The sequence below is a fragment of the Actinokineospora bangkokensis genome, assembly GCF_001940455.1.
Taxonomy (GTDB): Bacteria; Actinomycetota; Actinomycetes; order Mycobacteriales; family Pseudonocardiaceae; genus Actinokineospora; species Actinokineospora bangkokensis.
In genome coordinates, this window is the sequence record NZ_MKQR01000021.1 from 130,980 (window position 1) to 151,497 (window position 20,518).

The window sequence follows — 20,518 nt, forward strand, 5'->3', positions numbered from 1 at the left end:
CTCCCCCAACCAAGCACAACCACCCACCCGGGCACCCCCACACCCGGGCCGCCGGTCACCCCCCATCACCTTCCACACCCCACCGATCAATTGAGCACAAGCTCACCCAAACCAAGAGCAAGCGCCCCACAAGCCACCGCCCCCCAGCCAAGCCCAATCAGACACCCAGACATCTCACAGCCAGCCCACTGACCGCCATTTCCCTTCCCCCAGCCCCCAACCCACCCAACAGGCCCCGGCCCCCACAACCCAGCCACCGCACCGTGGGGGTCCGGGGGGTCGCCCCCCGGAAATAACGCAAGGCGCCCCATGTCTGCGCTTTTCGCAGACATGGGGCGCCCAGGCGACGTAGCCCCGACGGGATTTGAACCCGCGCTACCGCCTTGAGAGGGCGGCGTCCTAGGCCGCTAGACGACGGGGCCTTGGAACTTTCTTGGTCTTGCTGTTGTTCACTTGCTCTGTCCTGCTGGGAGAGACTCTAGCACACCGGCTTGGGTGCTCTTCCGCTGGGGTACCAGGACTCGAACCTAGACTAACTGAACCAGAATCAGTCGTGCTGCCAATTACACCATACCCCACTGCTCGCTTTCCGGGCCCTTCGGATCTCTCCGCGCGGCCCGTCCGGCTTGCTGGGAAAGATGTTAGACCACACCCCCTGCCGGGGTGAAATCGGGGGTCAGCGGCGGGGGGTGGGGAGGCCGAAGCCGCTGGTCACGGTGGGGGTGCGGTACTCGGTGACGAGCAGGGCGGGCAGGGCGGCGAGGGAGTCGACGACGGGGAGGTCGGGCGGGGGGCCCGCGGCGGTGCGGTCGAGCCAGACGCCGTGCAGGCCCGCGGCGCGGGCGGCTTCGGCGTCGAGGTCGAGGCGGTCGCCGACGTGCAGGGTCTGGGCGGGTGGGGCGCCGAGCTGGTCGCAGGCGGCGTGGAAGATGCGGGGGTCTGGCTTGGCGGTGCCGGTGCTGGCGGGGCTCAGGACGGCGTCGAAGAAGCGGGCGAGGCCGAGGTCGGCGAGGCGGGCGCGCTGGTGCGGGCCGGAGGCGTTGGTCACCGCGGCGATGCGCAGGCCCGCGGCGCGCAGCCAGTCCAGGCAGGGGACGGTGTCGGGGAACAGCCGCCAGCCGCCGCGCATGTGGGCGAGCCTGCGGTCCTCCAGGACGGCGACGGCGTCCTCGTCCACCCAGGCGCCGAGGTCGGCGAGGAAGGCGCGGGTGCGGGTGCGGCGCATGGTGTCGTGGTCGAACTCACCGGCGACGGCGCGGGCGTGGTGCTCGTCGGTGACGGCCTGCCAGGCGGGCCACAGGTCGTCGCGGCCGACGAGGCGGTGCACCGCGGCGCGAGCGCCCGCGGTGAAGTCGATGAGGGTGTCGTCGATGTCCAGGCACACCGCGGTGATCAGCGGCGGGGTGCCGGGCAGGCGGGTGTCCGCGCGGGGCGCTCGCGCCTCCCGGTCGGGGACGGCGGTGCCGGTCCTGGGCGACGCGGGGGGCGCGAGCGGCGATCTCATCAGGCGAGGCTAGGCGCGGCGGGCGGCCCGCCGATTCGTCTGCCCGGGTGGTGTTCCGGCTTCTGACACGGTCAAGCGGACGGCCCCCGCGAGGACCGACGAGGTCTATCGCGGGGGCCGCTGCGGTTGTTACGGGAAGTGGGCTTCTTCGCCGTTATCCCAACGGTTGCACCGGTGTCGCACCGGGGAAACCGCGGTCTGCTCAGGCGATCGCCTTGCGCAGCCTGGCCATCGAGCGCTCCCGCCCGAGCAGTTCCATCGACTCGTACAGCGGCGGTGACACGGTGCGACCGGTGATGGCCACCCGGACGGGCCCGAACGCCTTGCGGGGCTTGAGGCCCAGACCGTCCACCAGCGCCCCCTTGAGCGCGGTCTCGATCCCGGGGGTCGTCCACTCCGCGAGGGCGTCCAGGGCGGCGATCGCCGCCTCCAGCACCGGCACCGCGTCCTGGCCGAGGTTCTTGGCGGCCGCGTCCGGTTCCGGGGCGAAGGAGTCGTCGTCGGCGAACAGGAAGCCGACCATCCCGGCGGCGTCGGAGAGCACCACCAGCCGCTCCTGCACCAGCGGGGCGATGGCGTCCACAGTGGCCACCTGGGCGGGGGTGGGCTCGGCGGGCAGCACGCCCGCGGCCGACAGGTAGGGCAGCACCCGGCGCAGGAAGTCCTGCGGCTCGAGCCTGCGCAGGTGGTCGGCGTTGATGGCCTCGGCCTTCTTCAGGTCGAAGCGGGCCGGGTTCTGGCTGACCTTGCCGATCTCGAACGCCTCGACCATCTCGGCCATGGTGAACACGTCGCGGTCCTCGGCGATGGACCAGCCCAGCAGCGCCAGGTAGTTGAGCATGCCCTCGGGCACGAAGCCGCGGTCGCGGTAGTGGAACAGGTTCGACTGCGGGTCGCGCTTCGACAGCTTCTTGTTGCCCTCGCCGCGCACCAGCGGCATGTGCCCGAAGTGCGGGGTGAACTCCGCGACGCCGATGCGCTGGAGGGCCTCGTAGAGCGCGATCTGGCGTGGGGTGGAGGGCAGCAGGTCCTCGCCGCGCAGGACGTGGGTGATGCGCATGAGCGCGTCGTCCACGGGGTTGGTGAGGGTGTAGAGCGGCTGGCCGTTGGCGCGCACGAGCACCGGGTCCGGGACGCTGCCCGCGGGGAAGGAGATGTCGCCGCGGATGAGGTCGGTGAAGCCGATGGCGCGGTCGGGCACGCGCAGCCGCAGCACGGGCTCGCGGCCCTCGGCGCGGAAGGCGGCCTTCTGCTCGTCGGTGAGGTCGCGGTCGGCGTTGTCGTAGCCGAGCTTGGGGTCCTGCCCCTTCTCCTTGCGCCGCGCCTCCACCTCCTCGTTGGTGGAGTAGGACTCGTACAGCTCCCCAGCGGCGAGCAGCTTCGCGGCGACGTCGCGGTAGACCTCGGCGCGCTGCGACTGCCGGTAGGGGCCGTGGTCGCCACCGACCTCGGGACCCTCGTCCCAGTCGAGGCCCAGCCAGCGCAGGCCCTCGATGATCGCGGCGTAGCTCTCCTCGGAGTCGCGCGCGGCGTCGGTGTCCTCGATGCGGAAGACGAGCTTGCCGCCGCTGTGCCGGGCGAAGGCCCAGTTGAACAGGGCGGTGCGGATGAGCCCGACGTGCGGGGTGCCGGTCGGGGACGGGCAGAAGCGGGCTCGGACTGGGGTGGTGGCGTCTGGAGTGCTCATGGCGGGTCCAGCGTATCCCCGGCCGGTCGGCTTGACCCCGGCGGTGGCCGGGTGCATGCTCGTCTTATTCAACTGGTGTTGAAAAACGGGAGGGGACATGTCCGACGCGGACGTGCTGGTCGCCGGGGGCGGGCCCGCCGGGGTGGTGGCCGGGCTGCTGCTCGCCAGGGCGGGGCTGCGGGTGGTGGTGCTGGAGAAGCACGCGGACTTCCTGCGCGACTTCCGGGGCGACACCGTGCACCCGCCGACGCTGGACCTGCTCGACGACCTGGGCCTGGGCCCGGCGTTCCGCAAGATCCCGCAGAGCCGGATCACCGATGTGCAGGTCCCGACGCCATCGGGCCCGGTGCGCATCGCCGACCTGGGCACCCTGCCGGGGCCGAACAACTTCATCGCGATGGTGCCGCAGTGGGACCTGCTCGACCTGCTGGCCGCGGCGGGCCGCGAGGAACCCACCTTCGACCTGCGGATGAACACCCGGGCCACCGGGCTGCTGCGGGAGGGGGCGCGCGTCACCGGCGTGCGCTACGAGACCGCCGACGGCACCACCGGGGAGCTGCGCGCCCGGCTGACGCTGGCCTGCGACGGGCGCGACTCGGCGCTGCGCCGCGACGCCGACCTGCCCCGGCGCAGCTACCCCACGCCCATGGACGTGTGGTGGTTCCGGGTGCCCCGCCGCGACACCGACCCCAGCGGCATCGTGCCGGTGATCAGCGCGCGGCGGGCGGTGGTGCTCATCGACCGCCGCGACTACTGGCAGGCGGCCACGCTCATCCCCAAGGGCGCCGACGCCGAGGCCCGCCGCGGCGACGTCGGGGAGGTGCTGGCGGCCACCGCCGAGGGCGCCCCCTGGCTGGCCGACCGGGTGGGCGCGCTGACCTCGTGGGACGAGGTGAAGACGCTCGACGTGCAGCTCGACCGGCTCACCCGCTGGCACCTCGACGGCTTCCTGTGCCTGGGCGACGCGGCGCACGCGATGTCACCGCTGGGCGGGGTGGGCATCAACCTGGCGGTGCAGGACGCCATCGCCGCCGCGAGGATGCTCGCCGGGCCGCTGGCGCGCGGCGCGCTCACCGAGCGCGACCTGGCCAGGGTGCGGCTGCGCAGGCTGCTGCCGACCGTGGCCATCCAGGGTTTGCAGCGGTTCCTGCACAAGCGCGCCATCCAGCCGACCCTCGCGGGCGAGGTGGACATCGCGGGCCGGGGCGAGCTGCCGCTGCCGATGCGCCTGGCGCAGCGCTTCCCGGTGCTCACCCGGGTGCCCGCGCAGCTGGTGGGGCGCGGGCTGTTCAGCGAACCCGTCCCGGAGTTCGCCAAGCGCTAGCCGTTCTCCTCCCGCCACCCGGCGCAGTCCCGACCTGGCACCACGGCCGCCGAACGAGACGGGCGAACGCGCCGCGCCCGGCCGGGGGTGACCCGACCGGGCGCGCGGCGGTCTAGCGGGCGACGACGGGGTTCGTCAGGGTGCCGATGCCCGACACCGACACCGACACCGACTGACCGGCCTGCATCGGGCCGACCCCGGCGGGGGTGCCGGTGAGGATGACGTCCCCGGGCAGCAGGGTCATCACCTTGGAGATCCACTCGATCAGCTCGGGGATGCCGTGCAGCAGGAACGCCGTCGACGAGTCCTGCTTGGTCTCGCCGTCGAGGGTCGTGGTGATGTCGAGGTCCGCGGGGTCCAGCTCGGTCTCGATCCACGGGCCCAGCGGGCAGAAGGTGTCGTGGCTCTTGGCCCGCGTCCACTGCCCGTCGTGCTGCTGCTGGTCGCGGGCGGTGACGTCGTTGGCGATGGTGTAGCCCAGGATCGCGCGGGAGGCGTTCTTGGCGGTGACGCCGCGCGGGGTCGGGTTCATCACCACCGCCAGCTCACCCTCGAAGTCCACCCTCGTCGACTCCGGGGGCAGCCGGATCGGGTCGTTGTGGCCGATCACCGTGGTGGAGGGCTTGATGAAGATCACCGGGTCGACGGGGGCCTCGCCGCCCATCTCCTTGGCGTGGTCGGCGTAGTTCTTGCCGACGCACACCACCTTGCTCGGCAGCGTCGGGGCCAGCAGCCTGCACTCCGCCAGGCTCCAGGTGCGACCGGTGAACACCGGGGTCCCGAACGGGTGCTCGGCGATCTCGCGGGCGATCTCGTCGGCGCCGGAGCCTTCGAGGGAGGCGAAGGCGAGACCGTCCTTGGGGTGGGCAATCCTTGCGATACGCACGGGGGTCAGCGTAGGACTTCGGCGGGTGCTGAGCTGCGACGGGGCTGCGCGGTGGCGGAAGCCGCTGCGCGGCTTTGGAGAACGCGGATTGCTTTGTGGGCTCGATGGGGTGGGGGCTCTAGGGGAGGTTGCTTGGGGCTAGCGCTCGGTGGGGGTGAGGGATTGCTTGGCCAGGAGGTAGGCGGGGAGGGCTTGCTGGTAGGCCTCGGGGGTGGGGGCGTTGAGGGAGACCACGAGGGTGCGCAGGGGGGTGGCCACCGCGAAGGCGCGGGAGCGGGCGCCGGGGGTGTCGGGGTGGGCGAAGGTGAGTTCGACCCCGGTGGACCTGCCGACGGGGGATTCGCGGTACTCGGGGTCGGTGATCTTGCCCTCGCCCTGGATGAAGCGCTCCAGGGCGCCGCGGGGGGTGGAGCCGGGGTCGCTGCCGACCCAGGCGCGCAGGGTGGTCGGGGGGCCGGTGACGGTGCAGGTGGCCGAGAGGCCGTCGCGGGATTCGGCGTCGCCGGGGGTGGGGGTCCAGCCCGCGGGGGTGTCGAAGGTGAAGGGCATGGGGCAGGGGGAGGCGGGGGTGCCGACCTGGGCCTGGGGCTCGGCCGGTGCGGCCTGGTCCTGCCAGGTGTCCGCCGCGGTGGCGGGGGCGGTCGGGGTGGGCGGGGCTGCCGCGCCCCGGGGTTGGGCGGTCGCGCACGCGGTGGTGGCGAACACCAGGGACACCCCTGCTGCGATGACTCGGACCTGCACCCCGACCGCCTCCTGTCTCCGGTGGCGGCCTACCCGCGCAGGCCGCCCGCGCCGACCCCCGACCGCACGCGCATGGCCTTGTGCACCAGCGCGTCGCAGAGGGCCAGCCAGCTGGCCTCCACGATGTTGCCGTGGACGCCCACGGTGGTCCACTCCAGCTCGCGGTCGGAGGACTGCACCAACACCCTGGTGACGGCATCGGTGCCGCCGACGGTTGCACGGGCTCCCCCGGTCAGGATGCGGACCTTGTAGTCCACCAGCTCCACGCCCTCCACCCACGGCAGGTGCGGGACCAGGGCCTCGCGCAGGGCGGCGTCGAGGGCGTGCACGGGGCCGGTGCCCTCGGCGGTGGCGATGACGCGCCGCCCGGCCACCCGGACCTTCACGGTGGCCTCGGAGACGACCCCGCCGTCGGCGTGGTGGTCGAGGATCACCCGGTAGGACTCCAGCTCGAACGGCAGCCCGGCGACCGGGGCGTCCGGGTCGGTGCGGGCGATCTCCCCGCGCAGCAGCAGCTCCAGGGACGCGTCGGCGGCCTCGAACGACCAGCCGCGCGCCTCCAGGTCCTTGACCTTGCGCAGCGCGCTGTCCACCGCCTCCGGGCGGTCGGCCAGGTCGATGCCCAGCTCGTGGCCCTTGAGCTCCAGGCTCGCCCGGCCCGCCATCTCGGTGACCAGCACGCGCATGTCGTTGCCGACCCGCTCGGGGTCGATGTGGTTGTAGAGCAGCGGGTCGACCTTGATGGCGCTGGCGTGCAGGCCCGCCTTGTGCGCGAACGCCGAGGACCCCACGTACGCCTGGTGGGTGTCCGGGGCGATGTTGGCCAGCTCCGCCAGCGCGTGCGACACCCTGGTCAGCTCCGCCAGCCCGCCCTCGGGGAGCACGTCCATGCCCAGCTTCACGGCCAGGTTGCCCAGCACCGGGAACAGGTCGGCGTTGCCCGCGCGCTCGCCGTAGCCGTTGGCCGTGCACTGCACGTGCGTGGCCCCGGCCTGCACCGCGGCGACGCTGTTGGCCACCGCGCACCCGGTGTCGTCCTGGCAGTGGATGCCCACCCGGAACCCGGTGCGGGCGATGACCTCGCCCACGGTGTCGGCCAGGCCCAGCGGCAGCTGCCCGCCGTTGGTGTCGCACAGCACCACCACGTCCGCCCCGGCCTCCACCCCCGCGGTGAGCACCCGCAGCGAGGTGTCCGGGTCGAAGGCGTACCCGTCGAAGAAGTGCTCGGCGTCGAGGAACACCCGCCGCCCCTCCCGCACCAGGAACGCCACCGTGTCGCGCACCATCTCCGCCGCCTCGGCCACGTCGGTGCGCAGCGCCCGCTCGATGTGCCTGCGGTCGGACTTGGCGACCAGCGTCACCGCCGGGGCCTGCGAGTCCAGCAGCGCCCGCACCTGCGGGTCCCGCTCCGCGGTCGTCCCGGCCCGGCGGGTGGACCCGAACGCCACCAGCACCGCGTGCCGCAGCGCCAGCTCCCCCGCCGCCGCCCTGGCGAAGAACTCGGTGTCCTTCGGCATCGCCCCCGGCCACCCGCCCTCGACGAAGCCCACCCCCAGCCCGTCCAGCAACCGGGCCACGGCCAGCTTGTCCGCCACCGAGTACGAGATCCCCTCCCGCTGGGCCCCGTCGCGCAGGGTGGTGTCGTAGACGTGGAACGAGTCGCCGAGCGGCGTTCCGGCCGGGGTCGTGCGGGTCACGGCAAAGCTCCTGGGATCAGTGGTTCGTGCTGGTGGGCAAACAAAAAGACCCCCCGCGGGATGCGAGAGGTCTGCGCGCCGGTGCTCCGTCGTGGGGAGCTAGCCGACGCGCTCGTCGATAATGATCAGGGCGGAGTGAGCCACGCTCCGATGCTGCCACACCCCCCGCCCGCGTACCAACTCCTGAGCCCGCCGTCCCGGCATCCGGACGGTCGCCGCCACCCGGCGACCGGGCGGGGCGTGGCCGCGAGCAGCCCGCAACGGCGAGGAGCCCGCCCCCGGGTCGCGGGGACGGGCTCCTGGCGGCGACGGGCTCAGCCGGTGCGCACGTTCGACGACACCAGCGCGGCCAGCCGGTCCCCGATGGCGAAGGTGCCGCCGGGGGAGGAGTGGTCGCGGGTGGCGAGGTCGAAGGCGACGGAGGCCTCGATGCGGCGGGCGGACTCGTGCTCGCCGAGGTGGTCGAGCAGCAGGGCGACCGACAGGACCGCGGCGGTCGGGTCGGCGATGCCCTGGCCCGCGATGTCGGGGGCGCTGCCGTGCACCGGCTCGAACATCGAGGGGTTGCGGCGGGTGATGTCGAGGTTGCCGCTCGCGGCCAGGCCGATGCCACCGGTGACGGCGGCGGCGAGGTCGGTGAGGATGTCGCCGAAGAGGTTGTCGGTGACGATCACGTCGAAGCGGGCCGGGTCGGTGACCATGTGGATGGTCGTGGCGTCGACGTGCTGGTAGGCCACGGTGACGTCCGGGTGCTGGAGGGAGACCTCCTCCACCACGCGCGACCACAGCGAGCCCGCGTGGGTGAGGACGTTGGTCTTGTGCACCAGCGTCAGGTGCTTGCGCGGGCGCGCCGCGGCCCTGGCGAAGGCGTCGCGGACCACGCGCTCGACGCCGAAGGAGGTGTTGACGCTGACCTCGGTGGCGATCTCGTGCGGGGTGTCCTTGCGCAGCAGGCCGCCGTTGCCCGCGTACAGGCCCTCGGTGCCCTCGCGCACCACCACCATGTCGACCTCGCCCGGCTCGGCCAGCGGGCTCTTGACCCCCGGGTAGAGCCGCGCGGGGCGCAGGTTCACGTGGTGGTCGAGCTCGAAGCGCAGCCGCAGCAGCAGGCCGCGCTCGAGGATGCCGCTGGGCACCGACGGGTCGCCCACCGCGCCGAGCAGGATGGCGTCGTGGTCGCGCAGCTCGCCGAGCACCGACTCCGGCAGCAGCTCACCGGTCGCGTGCCACCGCGCCGCGCCCAGGTCGTAGCGGGTGATCTCGGCGGTCGGTATGACCTCGCCCAGCACCTTCAGCGCTTCGGCGATCACTTCCGGCCCGATCCCGTCACCTGGGATCACCGCGAGCCGCATGCACACACCTCCCGGGGTATCGGCCCGAACTCTCAGGGCCTGGTAGTCAGGGGAAGGCTACCGGCAGGCCGCCCGGATGCCGCACCTCGCCACCTGTTCGGGTGGTTTCGCGGGGCGTCCCGCGTCGCTCTGAGACACGGGCGGTGCCCGGATCGGTTGTCGACCAACCGATCCGGGCACCGCGCGGGCTCAGGACGGCGTCCCACGGAGTGGACCGTGGGGCCTGCCGGGTGACCCGCTCAGCGCAGGTCGACCGAGCGCACGACGGTGGCGCCGACGGCGTGGCCGATCGACTCCAGCACCGACGGGTCCACCGCGCGGTCCACGCGCAGCAGCATCACCGCGTCCTCGTCGGTGGTCTGGCTGATCTGCGCGGCGTCGATGTTCACGCCCGCCTCGCCGAGCAGGGTGCCGACGGTGCCCATGACGCCGGGGCGCTCCGGGTACTCCAGCAGCAGCACGGTGCCGGTGGCGCGCAGGTCGAAGGCGCGGCCGTGCACCTCGATCAGCTTCTCCACCTGGTCGAGGCCGGACAGGGTGCCACTGACGGTGATCGTCGAGCCGTCGGCGTAGGCGCCGCGCAGGGTCACCACGCTGCGGTGGTTGAGGCTCTCGGACTCGGTGGTGACCTCCACGGCCACCTGGCGGGCCTCGGCGATCGACAGCGCGTTGACGAAGGTCACCTGCTCGTCGACGATGCCGGTGAACACCCCGCGCAGCGCCGCCAGCGGCAGCACCGAGACGTCCTCGCTGGACAGCTCGCCGCGCACCAGGACGGTGATCGACGCCGGGGCCTTGGCGCCCAGCGCGGTCAGCACGGTGCCCAGCTTCTGCACCAGCGACAGGTACGGGCGGACCTCCTCGCCCACCGCGCCACCGGCCACGTTCACCGCGTCCGGCACGAAGTCGCCGCGCAGCGCCAGCAGCACCGAGCGCGCCACGTCGGTGCCCGCGCGGTCCTGGGCCTCGGCGGTGGAGGCGCCCAGGTGCGGGGTGACGGTGACGCCGGGGACGCCGAACAGCGGCGACTCGGTGGTCGGCTCCTTGCTGTAGACGTCCACGCCCGCGCCGCCGACCTGGCCGGAGCGCACGGCCTCGGCCAGCGCCTCCTCGTCGATGAGGCCGCCGCGCGCGGCGTTGACGATGATGACGCCCTTCTTGGTCTTGGCCAGCTTCTCGGCGCTGATCAGGCCCTTGGTCTCCGGGGTCTTGGGCAGGTGCACGGAGATGAAGTCGGCGCGGGCGAGCAGGTCGTCCAGCTCCACCAGCTCGATGCCCAGCTGCGCGGCGCGCGCGGGCGAGGCGTAGGGGTCGTAGGCGATCAGCGTGGTGCCGAAGGCGGCGAGGCGCTGGGCGAACAGCTGCCCGATCTTGCCGAGGCCGACCACGCCGACGACCTTGCCCGAGACCTCCACGCCGGAGAACGAGCTGCGCTTCCACTGCCCCTCCTGCAGGGACTGGTGCGCGGCCGGGATCTGCCGGGCGGTGGCCAGCAGCAGCGCCACGGCGTGCTCGGCGGCGGAGACGATGTTGGAGGTGGGGGCGTTGACCACCAGGACGCCGCGGTCGGTGGCGGCCTGCACGTCGACGTTGTCCAGGCCGACCCCGGCGCGGGCCACCACCTTGAGGGTGTCGGTGGCCTTGAGCACCTCGGCGTCGACCTGGGTGGCCGAGCGCACCAGCAGCGCGTCGGCGGCCGCGACGGCCTCCAGCAGGGCGGGCCGGTCGGTCCCGTCGACGTGGCGGACCTCGAACTCGTCGCCGAAGACGTCCAGCACGGACGGCGCGAGCTTCTCGGCGATGAGGACGACAGGACGGCTCGAACTAGTCACGCGGGGCTCCTGGGCTGAGAGCAGTCAAGGTCTTGGTTACCACTCTGTAACCGCGACGAGTCTAGGCCGGTCTCTGAACCGTTCAACGGCAGGGTGAGACACGCGACACGCTCACTCCCCGATCACCGGCGGCGCGGTCAGGTCGTGGTTGCCGAACACCTCGTCGTCCTCGCCCTCCACCAGGAACGTCGGCCGCGACTTCTTGCGCTCCACCGCCAGGCCAGGGTCGTCCGCGGGCTCCTGCCGCACCGGCACCGGGGTCGTCCCGGTGTGCGACACCCCGGACCCCACCGGCCCGAACCCCGCTCCCCCCACCCCGGCGGGCGGGGGCGGCGGCAACGTCGACGCCACCGCGGGCGGGGGGACCACCCGAGGCGGCGGCGCGATCCGCGGGGCCCGCGGGCGGTGGGGTTGCGGCTGGTTGGGTTGCGGTTGGTTCGGTGGCAGTTGGTTCGGTTGTGGACGGTTCGGTGGCGGACCGGTGGGCGGGTCCTGCCTCGGTGCCCGGTTCTGGGGTGTCTGCCGTGGACCGGGCGGGGCGGGTGGGGTGGTCGGGCCCCTGCCCTGCGGCACGTCCCGCGGGCCGGAACCCTGCGGCGGCGGGGAAAGTGCGCCCGGCCGCGGGGGCGGGGTGGGCGCGGGGCCCTGCTGGTTCCGTCGATCGGGGGAAGGGCCTTGCGCGCGGGGGGTGTGCTGCGCGGGGGGCCGCCGCTCACCGGGTGCCGGCATGGGTTGGGGGGCTGGGCCCTGCGGCGGTTGAGGGGCGTTGGGACGTCGCGGATCACCGGCGGTTGGCTGCTGACCGGTCGCTGGGCCTCGGGGGGTGTTGTGCGCGGGGCCTTGCGCGGGAGGCCTTTGCGGGCCCGCGCCGGTGGGGATTCGTTGGGCGGGGCCGGGTGGGCGTTGCGGGGCGGGGGGTCGCGGGGTCCGCTGATCGGGGGCGGGGGGTGGCGGGGTGCGTTGGCCTGCGGGCGGATTCGGGTGCGGGCCGGTCGGTTGCGGGGGGCGGGGGCCTGTCAGCGCGGGGGTGTTGGGCGCGTGCGGGCGCTGTGGGCCGGACGGGTGGGGTTGCGGACGCGGAGCGCTGCCGGTGGGGGCGGGCGGGATGGGCAGTTGCCCGCTTTGCGCGGGGTGTTCCTGGGGGTTGGTCGGGGAGGGCGGGACCGGGGGGTGTGCGGGTGCGTCGCCTGGCCAGGTCCCGGGGGCTTGCTCTGCTGAGGGGTCTCCTGGCCACTGCGGGGTGGGCGGGAGGTCTCCTGGCCATGCGGGGGGTGGGCCGGCGGGCGGCGGGGAGTTGTCAGGGTTTGCGGGGCTTGCGGCTGCGGGGGTCTGGGGCTCGGGGTTGTACGGCTGTGGGGTGTCCGAGGCGCTGGGGAGAGCTGGTTCCCGGGGTGTGCCGTCGGCGGTGCGCGCGAACTCTTCAGCGGGGTCGACGGCTCGGGCTTCCACCTGGAGCAGAGGGGTGGGGGACAGCGTGAGGGTGCCGGTGAAGGCGGGGGCGTGCCGGGCCGGGGCCGCAGGCGTCTCGCGCGCAGGCGCAACGGGCGAGACCTCCGCGGGCACAGGCGCGACCGCGGGCGCCTCGGCGGGCGCGGGGCGGGCGGGGATGGCGGAGGGCGCCGCCTCCGCGGGCGAGGACACGGGTGCCGGGCCCGCGGGCTCAGGGGGCGCAGCCGCAGGGGGCGGGGTTGAGGGCCCCGGGACGAGGGGTGGGGACGGGCGGGATGGGGTCGGGAGGTCTTCGGGGAGGGTCCAGACCGGTGGGGGGTGGGGGGTGCCCGCGGGGGGTTCGGTGGTGGGGTCGGGCTGGCGGACCACCGGGAGGGGTGGTCGTTGCCCAGCCAGTTGTCGCCCAGCCAGTTGTTCCGGTGTGCGCCAGACCGGTTCGTCGGTCGTCACGTGCTGCCCCCTGCGCTGTGCTGGTCCCCCCGAACCCGTGCCCCGCCCCCGACCCCCCGGTCGGGTCACCAGGGTTCGTCGAACTCGCCCGCCTTGGCGCCCGCGACGAAGGCGTCCCACTCGGATTCGGTGAAGACGAGGACGGTGTCGTCGGGGGCGGTGTGCTTGGAGTTGCGCATCGCGATGTAGGTGTTGCCGTCGGTGTGGGGGACGAAGGCGATCTCGACGTACTCGCCGTCGGGGTCGGCGTCGGGCTCGGCGGCGCGCTGCCAGTCGGCGCTGGTCAGGTCCAGCCTGCCGCGGACCTCGGCCTTGTCGTCGTAGATCGGGGCGCTGTCCATCGCATCTCCTCCGCGCGTTCCCCACCGGGCGGTCCGGTCGGGGTGCCGACCGCTGTGTACACCACCCGTGCCCGCCGCTCACCCCTGCGGGCACGTGTCGCTGCCGGGACCACCCGGTCGCGCTCAGTAGCGTACGCCGGGTGACCTCCTACTACGGCCGGTACCTGCGCGGTGAGCACGAGGCGGTGTGGGCGGAGCTGCGCGCGCTCGGCCCGCTGCCGGACGAGCTGTGGGAGGACGCGGCCGCCGTGGCCGAGGAGACGATGGTGCGGGTGGGCCAGCACGTCGCCCGGATCGCCGCGGCCCTGCCCGAGCTCGGGTGGGTGTCCTCCGACCGGCTGGTCGAACCGCACCAGCCGCCCACCGGGGCCGACAACGCGCTGGTCGACAGCCTGGTCACCCGGGTGGGGCTGCCGCTGTCGCTGGAGGCCTGCCTGCGCCACGTGGGCGAGGTGTGGTTCGCCGGGGACTGCGAGCTGCTGTTCCTCACCTACCACCAGGAGCCGACCCCCACGACCCTGCCGCCCGGCCCGGACTACCCGGACCCGCTGTGCCTGGGCAACGCCTACCACCTGGCCTACGAGCTCGACGAGGGCCCGGCGGACCGGTTCGCGCTCGCCCCCGACGAGCTGCACAAGGCCAACCTCAGCGGCGGCACGCACGACGTGCCGCTGGGGGAGGTCACCGCGGACGCGGACCTGCTCGGCGTCGCCGGCCGCGACCGGGTGGGCCTGGTCGAGTACCTGCGCACGTCGATCGCCTGGGGCGGGTTCCCGGGGTGGTCGTTCCGGCCCGAGCTGGCCCCGGAGGCGCTGATCACCCTGCGCTGCGACCCGGACTTCTGACGCGGACGGGGCCCGCGGCTGCTGCCGCGGGCCCCGTCCTGGTGCGCTGCGCCCGGTCAGGCGGTCTCGGTGATGGGGCGGTCCACCCACGACATCAGGCCGCGGAGCTTCTTGCCGGTCTCCTCGATCGGGTGCTGCTCGCCCTTGGCCTGCAGCTCCTGGTACTTGGCGCGGCCGGTCTCGTCCTCGGCCACCCACTCGCGGGCGAAGGTGCCGTCCTGGATCTCGGTGAGCACCTGCTTCATGGCCTCCTTCACCCCGGGGCCGATGACGCGCGGGCCGCGGGTGAGGTCGCCGTACTCGGCGGTGTCGGAGATCGAGTAGCGCATCCGGGCGATGCCGCCCTCGTACATCAGGTCGACGATGAGCTTGAGCTCGTGCAGGACCTCGAAGTAGGCGATCTCCGGGGCGTAGCCCGCCTCGGTGAGGGTCTCGAACCCGGCCTGCACCAGCGCGGAGGCGCCGCCGCAGAGCACCGCCTGCTCGCCGAACAGGTCGGTCTCGGTCTCCTCCTTGAAGGTGGTCTTGATGACGCCCGCGCGGGCACCGCCGATGGCGGCCGCGTAGGACAGCGCGAGGGCCTGGGCGCCGCCCGAGGCGTCCTGCTCGACCGCGATGAGGGCGGGCACGCCCTTGCCGTCGACGAACTGGCGGCGCACCAGGTGGCCGGGGCCCTTGGGGGCGACCATGGCGACGTCGACGTTCGACGGCGGCTTGATCAGGTCGTAGCGGATGTTGAAGCCGTGCCCGAAGAACAGCGCGTCGCCGTCGTTGAGGTTCGGCTCGACGTCGGCCTCGTAGATCGCGCGCTGCTTGGTGTCCGGCGCCAGGATCATGATCAGGTCGGCCTCGGCGGAGGCCTCGGCCGGGGTGAGCACCCGCAGGCCCTGCTCCTCGGCCTTGGCGCGCGACTTCGACCCCTCGGGCAGGCCGATCCGGACGTCCACACCGGAGTCGCGCAGGCTCAGCGCGTGCGCGTGGCCCTGGCTGCCGTAGCCGATGACGGCGACCTTGCGGCCCTGGATGATGCCCAGGTCGGCGTCGGCGTCGTAGAAGATCTCGACGGACATTGTGCTCTGTACTTCCCTTCGGGGTGGACCTGCTGTGTCGGGGTGGTCAGCGGACGGCGGTGGCGGTGATGCTGCGCGGGCCCCGGCCGATGGCGACCATGCCGGACTGCACCATCTCACGGACGCCGTAGGGCTCGAGCATGCGCAGCAGGGCGTCGATCTTGTCCCGGTTGCCGGTCGCCTCGATGGTGAGGGCCTCCGGTGAGACGTCGACGACCTTGGCGCGGAAGAGCTGCACGGTCTCCAGCACCTGGCTGCGCACGGTGGCGTCGGCGCGGACCTTGACCAGCAGCAGCTCGCGCTGCACGGCCACGTGCGGCTCCAGCTCGACGATCTTGATGACGTTGACCAGCTTGTTGAGCTGCTTGGTGACCTGCTCCAGCGGCAGCTCCTCGACCGCGACCACGATCGTCATCCGGGACACGTCCGGGTGCTCGGTGGGGCCGACGGCCAGCGACTCGATGTTGAAGCCGCGCCGGGAGAACAGGCCGGACACCCGGGCGAGGACACCGGGCTTGTTCTCGACCAGGACGCTCAGGGTGTGGGTGCTCATGGTGCTTCTCTCAGGGTCTCCGGCCGCGGGGGGTGGGCCGTCGGGGCGGGGGTCCGGCTCACTCTTCGTCGAACAGCGGGCGGATGCCGCGGGCGGCCATGATCTCGCTGTTGCCCGTGCCCGCGGCGACCATCGGCCACACCTGGGCGTCCTTGCCGACCACGAAGTCGATGACGACGGGCCGGTCGTTGATCTCCATGGCGCGCTGGATGACCCGGTCGACGTCCTCGCGGGACTCGCAGCGCAGGCCCACGCAGCCCAGCGCCTCGGCGAGCAGGGTGAAGTCGGGGATGCGGTGCTTGTGGGTGCCCAGGTCGGTCTGGGAGTAGCGCTCGCTGTAGAACAGGTTCTGCCACTGCCGGACCATGCCCAGGTTGCCGTTGTTGATGACCGCGACCTTGATCGGGGCACCCTCGATGGCGCAGGTCGCCAGCTCCTGGTTGGTCATCTGGAAGCAGCCGTCGCCGTCGATGGCCCACACCACCGCCTCCGGGCGGCCGAACTTGGCGCCCATCGCGGCGGGCACGCAGTAGCCCATGGTCCCGGCGCCGCCGGAGTTGAGCCAGGTGCGCGGGTTCTCGTACTTGATGTGCTGGGCGGCCCACATCTGGTGCTGGCCGACGCCCGCGGCGTAGACGGCCTCGGGCCCGGCGATCGCGCCGATGCGCTCGATGACGTACTGCGGGGACAGCGTGCCGTCCTCGGGCCACTCGTAGCCCAGCGGGAAGGTCTCCCGCCAGCCGTTGAGGGTGGCCCACCAGGGGGCGAGGTCGGTGGCCGGGGTGGCCTCGGCCTGCACCGCGGCGATCAGCTCGACGATGATCTCCTTGCAGTCGCCGACGATGGGCACGTCGGCGCGGCGGTTCTTGGAGATCTCGGCCGGGTCGATGTCGGCGTGCACGACCTGGGCGTCGGGGGCGAAGCTGCTCAGCGTGCCGGTGACCCGGTCGTCGAAGCGGGCGCCGAGGGCGACCAGCAGGTCGGACTTCTGCATGGCGCCGACGGCGGGGACGGTGCCGTGCATGCCCGGCATGCCCAGGTTCTGCTGGTGCGAGTCGGGGAACGCCCCGCGCGCCATCAGGGTGGTCACGACCGGGATGCCGGTCAGCTCGGCCAGCTCCAGCAGCTCGGCGGAGGCGTCGGCCTTGACCACGCCGCCGCCGACGTAGAGCACCGGGCGCTTGGCCGACTTGATCAGCTTGGCGGCCTCGCGGACCTGCTTGCCGTGCGGGCGGGTGGTGGGCCGGTAGCCGGGCAGGCGCAGCTCCGGCGGCCAGCTGAAGGAGGTGGTCTCCTGCAGCACGTCCTTGGGGATGTCGACCAGGACGGGGCCGGGGCGGCCGGTCTTGGCCAGGTGGAACGCCTCGGCGATGGTGCGCGGGATGTCGACCGGGTCGGTGACCAGGAAGTTGTGCTTGGTGATCGGCATGGTGATGCCGCAGATGTCGGCTTCCTGGAACGCGTCGGTGCCGATGAGGTTGCGCGACTGCTGCCCGGTGATGGCCACGACCGGCACCGAGTCCATGTTGGCGTCGGCCAGCGGGGTGACCAGGTTGGTGGCGCCGGGGCCCGAGGTGGCCATGCACACCCCGACCTTGCCGGTGGCCTGGGCGTAGCCGGTGGCGGCGTGGCCCGCGCCCTGCTCGTGGCGCACCAGCACGTGCCGGACCTTGGTGGAGTCGAGCAGCGGGTCGTAGGCCGGGAGGATGGTGCCGCCCGGGATGCCGAAGACGATCTCCGCCCCGACCGCCTCCAGCGAGCGCACGAGCGACTGGGCGCCGGTCACGCGGACCGGGGTGCCGGTCGGCGGGGCGGGCTTGGGGCGGGGCGCGGTGGGGGTCGCCGCGGCCGGGGGCCGGGGTGCTGCGCTGGTCATCGGTCTGCCTCGCGGGTGCTCGGGTGGGTCGGCCCGGGGGTGGCGGGCCTGCTGGGTGCTGGGCTGCTCTGGGCTCGTCTGGGCAACAAAAAACCCCCGCCGACCACTGGGGTCGCACGAGGGTCGCGCGTTCGTCGCGTGGGTGTGGCTTCCGTCAGCGGCGAACGCGCGGCGGAAGTACGAGGATGGACTGGACGGTCACGTCGCAGGACGTTAGCCCGCCCGCAGTAGGGCGTCAACTCTGCGGGACGGCCATCCCGTGATGTGGACCCGTCCGTGGGACACCGGGGCACCCCCGGGCGTGTGCGCGCGGCGCGCCGGGTGCACCATCAGGGGGTGGCAGAGCAGCAGGTCCCGACCCGTCTCGTGTTCCGCGTGCCCGGCATCGCCGTGCTGGCCCCGGCGCTGCTGGCGATCTGCGCCACACCGTTCGCCTTCGGCGCGCCGCTGTTCTGGCTCGTCTACCTCGTGCCCATCGCGATCACCGCGTGGGTGGTGCGCGTGCGCACCGTGGTCACCGAGGTCGACGTCGTCGCGCGCACGGCCACCCGCACCACCCGCTTCGGCTGGGAGCGGCTGGGCGGGTTGAAGCTGTCGGAGAAGCAGGGCGTGACCGCCGTGCTCGACGACGGCGCCGAGGTGGCGCTGCCGCAGGTGCGGGTGCGCCACCTGCCCGCGCTGTCGCTGATGAGCGGCGGGCGCGTGCCGGACCCGACCCCGCACGCCGAGGACCCCGGGCCCGCCCCCGACCAGGTCCCCGCCGGGGCGGACCAGGCCAGCCCCGCCGAGCCCGACCAGTCCGCCGAGGACGGCCGCGGCGGCGCGCGGGTGCCCGGCGCGGGCGAGCGGGGCGTGGGCCCCGCGGGCGCGGAGTAGCCTGAGCCCTACCGCTCCCCGCCCGACGACCGCCGACCGCGGCCCCGTCGCACCAGGACCTTGTCACCGAGCTACGAAAAGATCATGGAGGAGCCGTGCCGACGCTGCGCTCCCGCACCACCACTCACGGCCGCAACGCCGCAGGGGCCCGCTCCCTGTGGCGCGCCACGGGCATGACCGACAGCGACTTCGGCAAGCCGATCGTGGCCATCGCCAACTCCTACACCCAGTTCGTGCCGGGCCACGTGCACCTGCGCGACCTCGGCGACATCGTGGCCGAGGGCGTCCGCGCGGCGGGCGGGGTGCCGCGGGAGTTCCACACCATCGCCGTGGACGACGGCATCGCCATGGGGCACAGCGGCATGCTCTACTCGCTGCCCTCCCGCGAGGTGATCTCCGACGCGGTGGAGTACATGGTCAACGCCCACCAGGCCGACGCGCTGGTGTGCATCTCCAACTGCGACAAGATCACCCCGGGCATGCTCAACGCGGCCATGCGGCTCAACATCCCGGTCGTGTTCGTCTCCGGCGGGCCGATGGAGGCGGGCAAGGCCGCCGTGGTCGGGGACGTCGTGTACCCCTCCTCCGACCTCATCACCGCGATCTCCGCCTCGGCGAACTCCGCGGTGGACGACGAAGGCCTGTCCGCGGTGGAGCGCTCGGCGTGCCCCACCTGCGGGTCGTGCTCGGGCATGTTCACCGCCAACTCGATGAACTGCCTCACCGAGGCGCTGGGCCTGGCGCTGCCGGGCAACGGCTCCACGCTGGCGACGCACGCCGCGCGCCGGGCGCTGTTCGAGCAGGCGGGCACGACGATCGTGGAGCTGTGCAAGCGCTGGTACGAGCAGGACGACGAGTCCGCGCTCCCGCGCAGCATCGCCAACCGCAAGGCGTTCGAGAACGCGATGGCGCTGGACATGGCCATGGGCGGGTCGACCAACACCGTGCTGCACATCCTCGCCGCCGCCCAGGAGGGCGAGGTCGAGTTCACCCTCGACGACATCGACGCGATCTCGCGCCGGGTGCCGTGCCTGTCGAAGGTCTCGCCGAACTCCGACTACCACATGGAGGACGTGCACCGGGCCGGTGGCATCCCCGCCATCCTGGGCGAGCTGTGGCGCGGCGGGCTGCTCAACACCGACGTGCACGCGGTGCACTCGCCGTCGCTGGAGCAGTGGCTGACCGAGTGGGACGTGCGCGGGCCGAACCCGTCGGAGCGGGCGGTGGAGCTGTTCCACGCCGCCCCCGGCGGGGTGCGCACCACCGAGGCGTTCTCCACCTCGAACCGCTGGTCGTCGCTGGACACCGACGCCGAGGCGGGCTGCATCCACGACGTCGCGCACGCCTTCACCGCCGACGGCGGGCTGGCGGTGCTGCGCGGCAACCTGGCCGAGCGCGGCGCGGTGATCAAGTCCGCGGGCATCGACGAGGAGCTGTTCACCTTCCAGGGCCCGGCCAGGGTGGTCGACAGCCAGGAGGAGGCCGTGCAGGTCATCCTCAGCAAGACCATCCAGGCCGGGGAGGTGCTGGTGGTGCGCTACGAGGGCCCCTCCGGCGGCCCCGGCATGCAGGAGATGCTGCACCCCACCTCGTTCCTCAAGGGCACGGGCATGGGCAAGAAGTGCGCGCTCATCACCGACGGCCGGTTCTCCGGCGGCTCCTCGGGCCTGTCGGTCGGCCACATCTCGCCGGAGGCGGCGGGCGGCGGCCTGATCGGGCTGGTGGAGGACGGCGACCAGATCCGCATCGACGTGCACACCCGGGCGCTGGAGCTGCTGGTCGACGAGGACGTGCTGGCCGAGCGGCGGGCCAAGATGGAGGCCAGCGAGCGGCCCTGGCAGCCCAAGGAGCGCGACCGCCCGGTGACCAAGGCGCTGCGCGCCTACGCCCGGATGGCCACCGACGCCTCCACCGGCGCCGTGCGCGACCCGTCCAAGTAGGCCTCGACGAGCGACCAGGGCCGCTCCCCGGCTTCGGGGGGCGGCCCTGTTCGGCGTCAGGACAGGCGCGTCGGTTCGGGCGCAGGACGAGGGGG

Annotated in this window: 16 protein-coding genes and 2 tRNA genes; 4 read left to right on the plus strand and 14 right to left on the minus strand. The window is 73.2% G+C overall.

What is annotated here, in order from left to right; translation table 11 throughout:
- Window positions 1-349: 349 nt before the first annotated feature.
- From BJP25_RS20855 to gltX, 4 genes are all read right to left on the minus strand, one after another.
- A tRNA-Glu gene (locus BJP25_RS20855) sits at window positions 350-422 on the minus strand.
- Between the two features lie 84 nt (window positions 423-506).
- Window positions 507-578, minus strand: a tRNA-Gln gene (locus BJP25_RS20860).
- 98 nt (window positions 579-676) lie between these two features.
- A complete protein-coding gene (locus BJP25_RS20865) occupies window positions 677-1,384 on the minus strand; it encodes an HAD family hydrolase (protein WP_408607173.1) in 708 nt (235 codons plus the stop codon).
- A gap of 322 nt (window positions 1,385-1,706) precedes the next feature.
- Entirely contained in the window at window positions 1,707-3,191 is a 1,485-nt protein-coding gene (gene gltX, locus BJP25_RS20870) for a glutamate--tRNA ligase (RefSeq protein ID WP_075976670.1), read from the minus strand.
- 97 nt (window positions 3,192-3,288) lie between these two features.
- On the opposite strand from gltX, the gene BJP25_RS20875 reads away from it, so the two are divergent.
- A complete protein-coding gene (locus BJP25_RS20875; RefSeq protein ID WP_075976671.1) occupies window positions 3,289-4,515 on the plus strand; it encodes an FAD-dependent oxidoreductase in 1,227 nt (408 codons plus the stop codon).
- A 112-nt stretch (window positions 4,516-4,627) separates the two neighbouring features.
- Here BJP25_RS20875 and BJP25_RS20880 read toward each other — a convergent pair whose 3' ends face one another.
- From BJP25_RS20880 to BJP25_RS20910, 7 genes are all read right to left on the minus strand, one after another.
- Window positions 4,628-5,401, minus strand: coding sequence for a fumarylacetoacetate hydrolase family protein (locus BJP25_RS20880; protein WP_075976672.1), 774 nt, complete (start codon window positions 5,399-5,401; stop codon window positions 4,628-4,630).
- A gap of 138 nt (window positions 5,402-5,539) precedes the next feature.
- Window positions 5,540-6,142 carry a lipoprotein gene (locus BJP25_RS20885; protein WP_158075694.1) on the minus strand — a complete coding sequence of 201 codons (603 nt, stop codon included), beginning with the start codon at window positions 6,140-6,142 and terminating at the stop codon, window positions 5,540-5,542.
- A 29-nt stretch (window positions 6,143-6,171) separates the two neighbouring features.
- On the minus strand, window positions 6,172-7,839 hold the full coding sequence (gene cimA / locus BJP25_RS20890; RefSeq protein ID WP_075976674.1) for a citramalate synthase: 1,668 nt from the start codon (window positions 7,837-7,839) through the stop codon (window positions 6,172-6,174).
- 314 nt (window positions 7,840-8,153) lie between these two features.
- On the minus strand, window positions 8,154-9,191 hold the full coding sequence (locus BJP25_RS20895; protein ID WP_075976675.1) for a 3-isopropylmalate dehydrogenase: 1,038 nt from the start codon (window positions 9,189-9,191) through the stop codon (window positions 8,154-8,156).
- A 239-nt stretch (window positions 9,192-9,430) separates the two neighbouring features.
- Window positions 9,431-11,023: a phosphoglycerate dehydrogenase gene (gene serA / locus BJP25_RS20900; RefSeq protein ID WP_075976676.1), complete on the minus strand. Its 1,593-nt coding sequence runs from the start codon at window positions 11,021-11,023 to the stop codon at window positions 9,431-9,433.
- Window positions 11,024-11,134: 111 nt separating this feature from the next.
- Complete coding sequence (locus tag BJP25_RS34285) at window positions 11,135-11,302, minus strand: hypothetical protein (RefSeq protein ID WP_158075695.1); 168 nt, start codon at window positions 11,300-11,302, stop codon at window positions 11,135-11,137.
- Between the two features lie 1,685 nt (window positions 11,303-12,987).
- Window positions 12,988-13,263 (minus strand): DUF397 domain-containing protein, encoded by a 276-nt coding sequence (locus BJP25_RS20910; RefSeq protein WP_075976678.1) that lies wholly within the window; start codon window positions 13,261-13,263, stop codon window positions 12,988-12,990.
- 140 nt (window positions 13,264-13,403) lie between these two features.
- Between BJP25_RS20910 and BJP25_RS20915 the strand changes: the two genes are divergently transcribed.
- Complete coding sequence (locus BJP25_RS20915) at window positions 13,404-14,108, plus strand: hypothetical protein (protein ID WP_075976679.1); 705 nt, start codon at window positions 13,404-13,406, stop codon at window positions 14,106-14,108.
- A gap of 56 nt (window positions 14,109-14,164) precedes the next feature.
- On the opposite strand, the gene ilvC is transcribed toward BJP25_RS20915, so the two are convergent.
- Genes ilvC through BJP25_RS20930 form a run of 3 tightly spaced genes read right to left on the minus strand, consistent with a single transcriptional unit; the run spans window position 14,165 to window position 17,607 of the window.
- Entirely contained in the window at window positions 14,165-15,178 is a 1,014-nt protein-coding gene (gene ilvC, locus BJP25_RS20920; protein WP_075976680.1) for a ketol-acid reductoisomerase, read from the minus strand.
- A gap of 46 nt (window positions 15,179-15,224) precedes the next feature.
- On the minus strand, window positions 15,225-15,731 hold the full coding sequence (gene ilvN, locus BJP25_RS20925) for an acetolactate synthase small subunit (RefSeq protein WP_075976681.1): 507 nt from the start codon (window positions 15,729-15,731) through the stop codon (window positions 15,225-15,227).
- A 58-nt stretch (window positions 15,732-15,789) separates the two neighbouring features.
- Complete coding sequence (locus BJP25_RS20930; protein WP_075976682.1) at window positions 15,790-17,607, minus strand: acetolactate synthase large subunit; 1,818 nt, start codon at window positions 17,605-17,607, stop codon at window positions 15,790-15,792.
- Window positions 17,608-17,943: 336 nt separating this feature from the next.
- Here BJP25_RS20930 and BJP25_RS20935 point away from each other — a divergent pair, with 336 nt between their 5' ends.
- Together BJP25_RS20935 and ilvD are read left to right on the plus strand one after the other, a co-directional pair.
- Window positions 17,944-18,483, plus strand: a complete 540-nt coding sequence (locus tag BJP25_RS20935; protein WP_158075696.1) for a PH domain-containing protein — start codon at window positions 17,944-17,946, stop codon at window positions 18,481-18,483.
- A gap of 95 nt (window positions 18,484-18,578) precedes the next feature.
- Entirely contained in the window at window positions 18,579-20,423 is a 1,845-nt protein-coding gene (gene ilvD / locus BJP25_RS20940) for a dihydroxy-acid dehydratase (protein ID WP_075976684.1), read from the plus strand.
- Window positions 20,424-20,518 lie beyond the last annotated feature (95 nt).

What these genes read in the sequence shown, in the direction of transcription:
- gltX (WP_075976670.1), bottom strand. Translation starts at nt 3,191, where the DNA reads ATGAGCACTCCAGACGCCACCACCCCAGTCCGAGCCCGCTTCTGCCCG.
- BJP25_RS20910 (WP_075976678.1), bottom strand. Translation starts at nt 13,263, where the DNA reads ATGGACAGCGCCCCGATCTACGACGACAAGGCCGAGGTCCGCGGCAGG.
- BJP25_RS20895 (WP_075976675.1), bottom strand. Translation starts at nt 9,191, where the DNA reads ATGCGGCTCGCGGTGATCCCAGGTGACGGGATCGGGCCGGAAGTGATC.
- ilvN (WP_075976681.1), bottom strand. Translation starts at nt 15,731, where the DNA reads ATGAGCACCCACACCCTGAGCGTCCTGGTCGAGAACAAGCCCGGTGTC.
- BJP25_RS20930 (WP_075976682.1), bottom strand. Translation starts at nt 17,607, where the DNA reads ATGACCAGCGCAGCACCCCGGCCCCCGGCCGCGGCGACCCCCACCGCG.
- ilvC (WP_075976680.1), bottom strand. Translation starts at nt 15,178, where the DNA reads ATGTCCGTCGAGATCTTCTACGACGCCGACGCCGACCTGGGCATCATC.
- BJP25_RS20875 (WP_075976671.1), top strand. Translation starts at nt 3,289, where the DNA reads ATGTCCGACGCGGACGTGCTGGTCGCCGGGGGCGGGCCCGCCGGGGTG.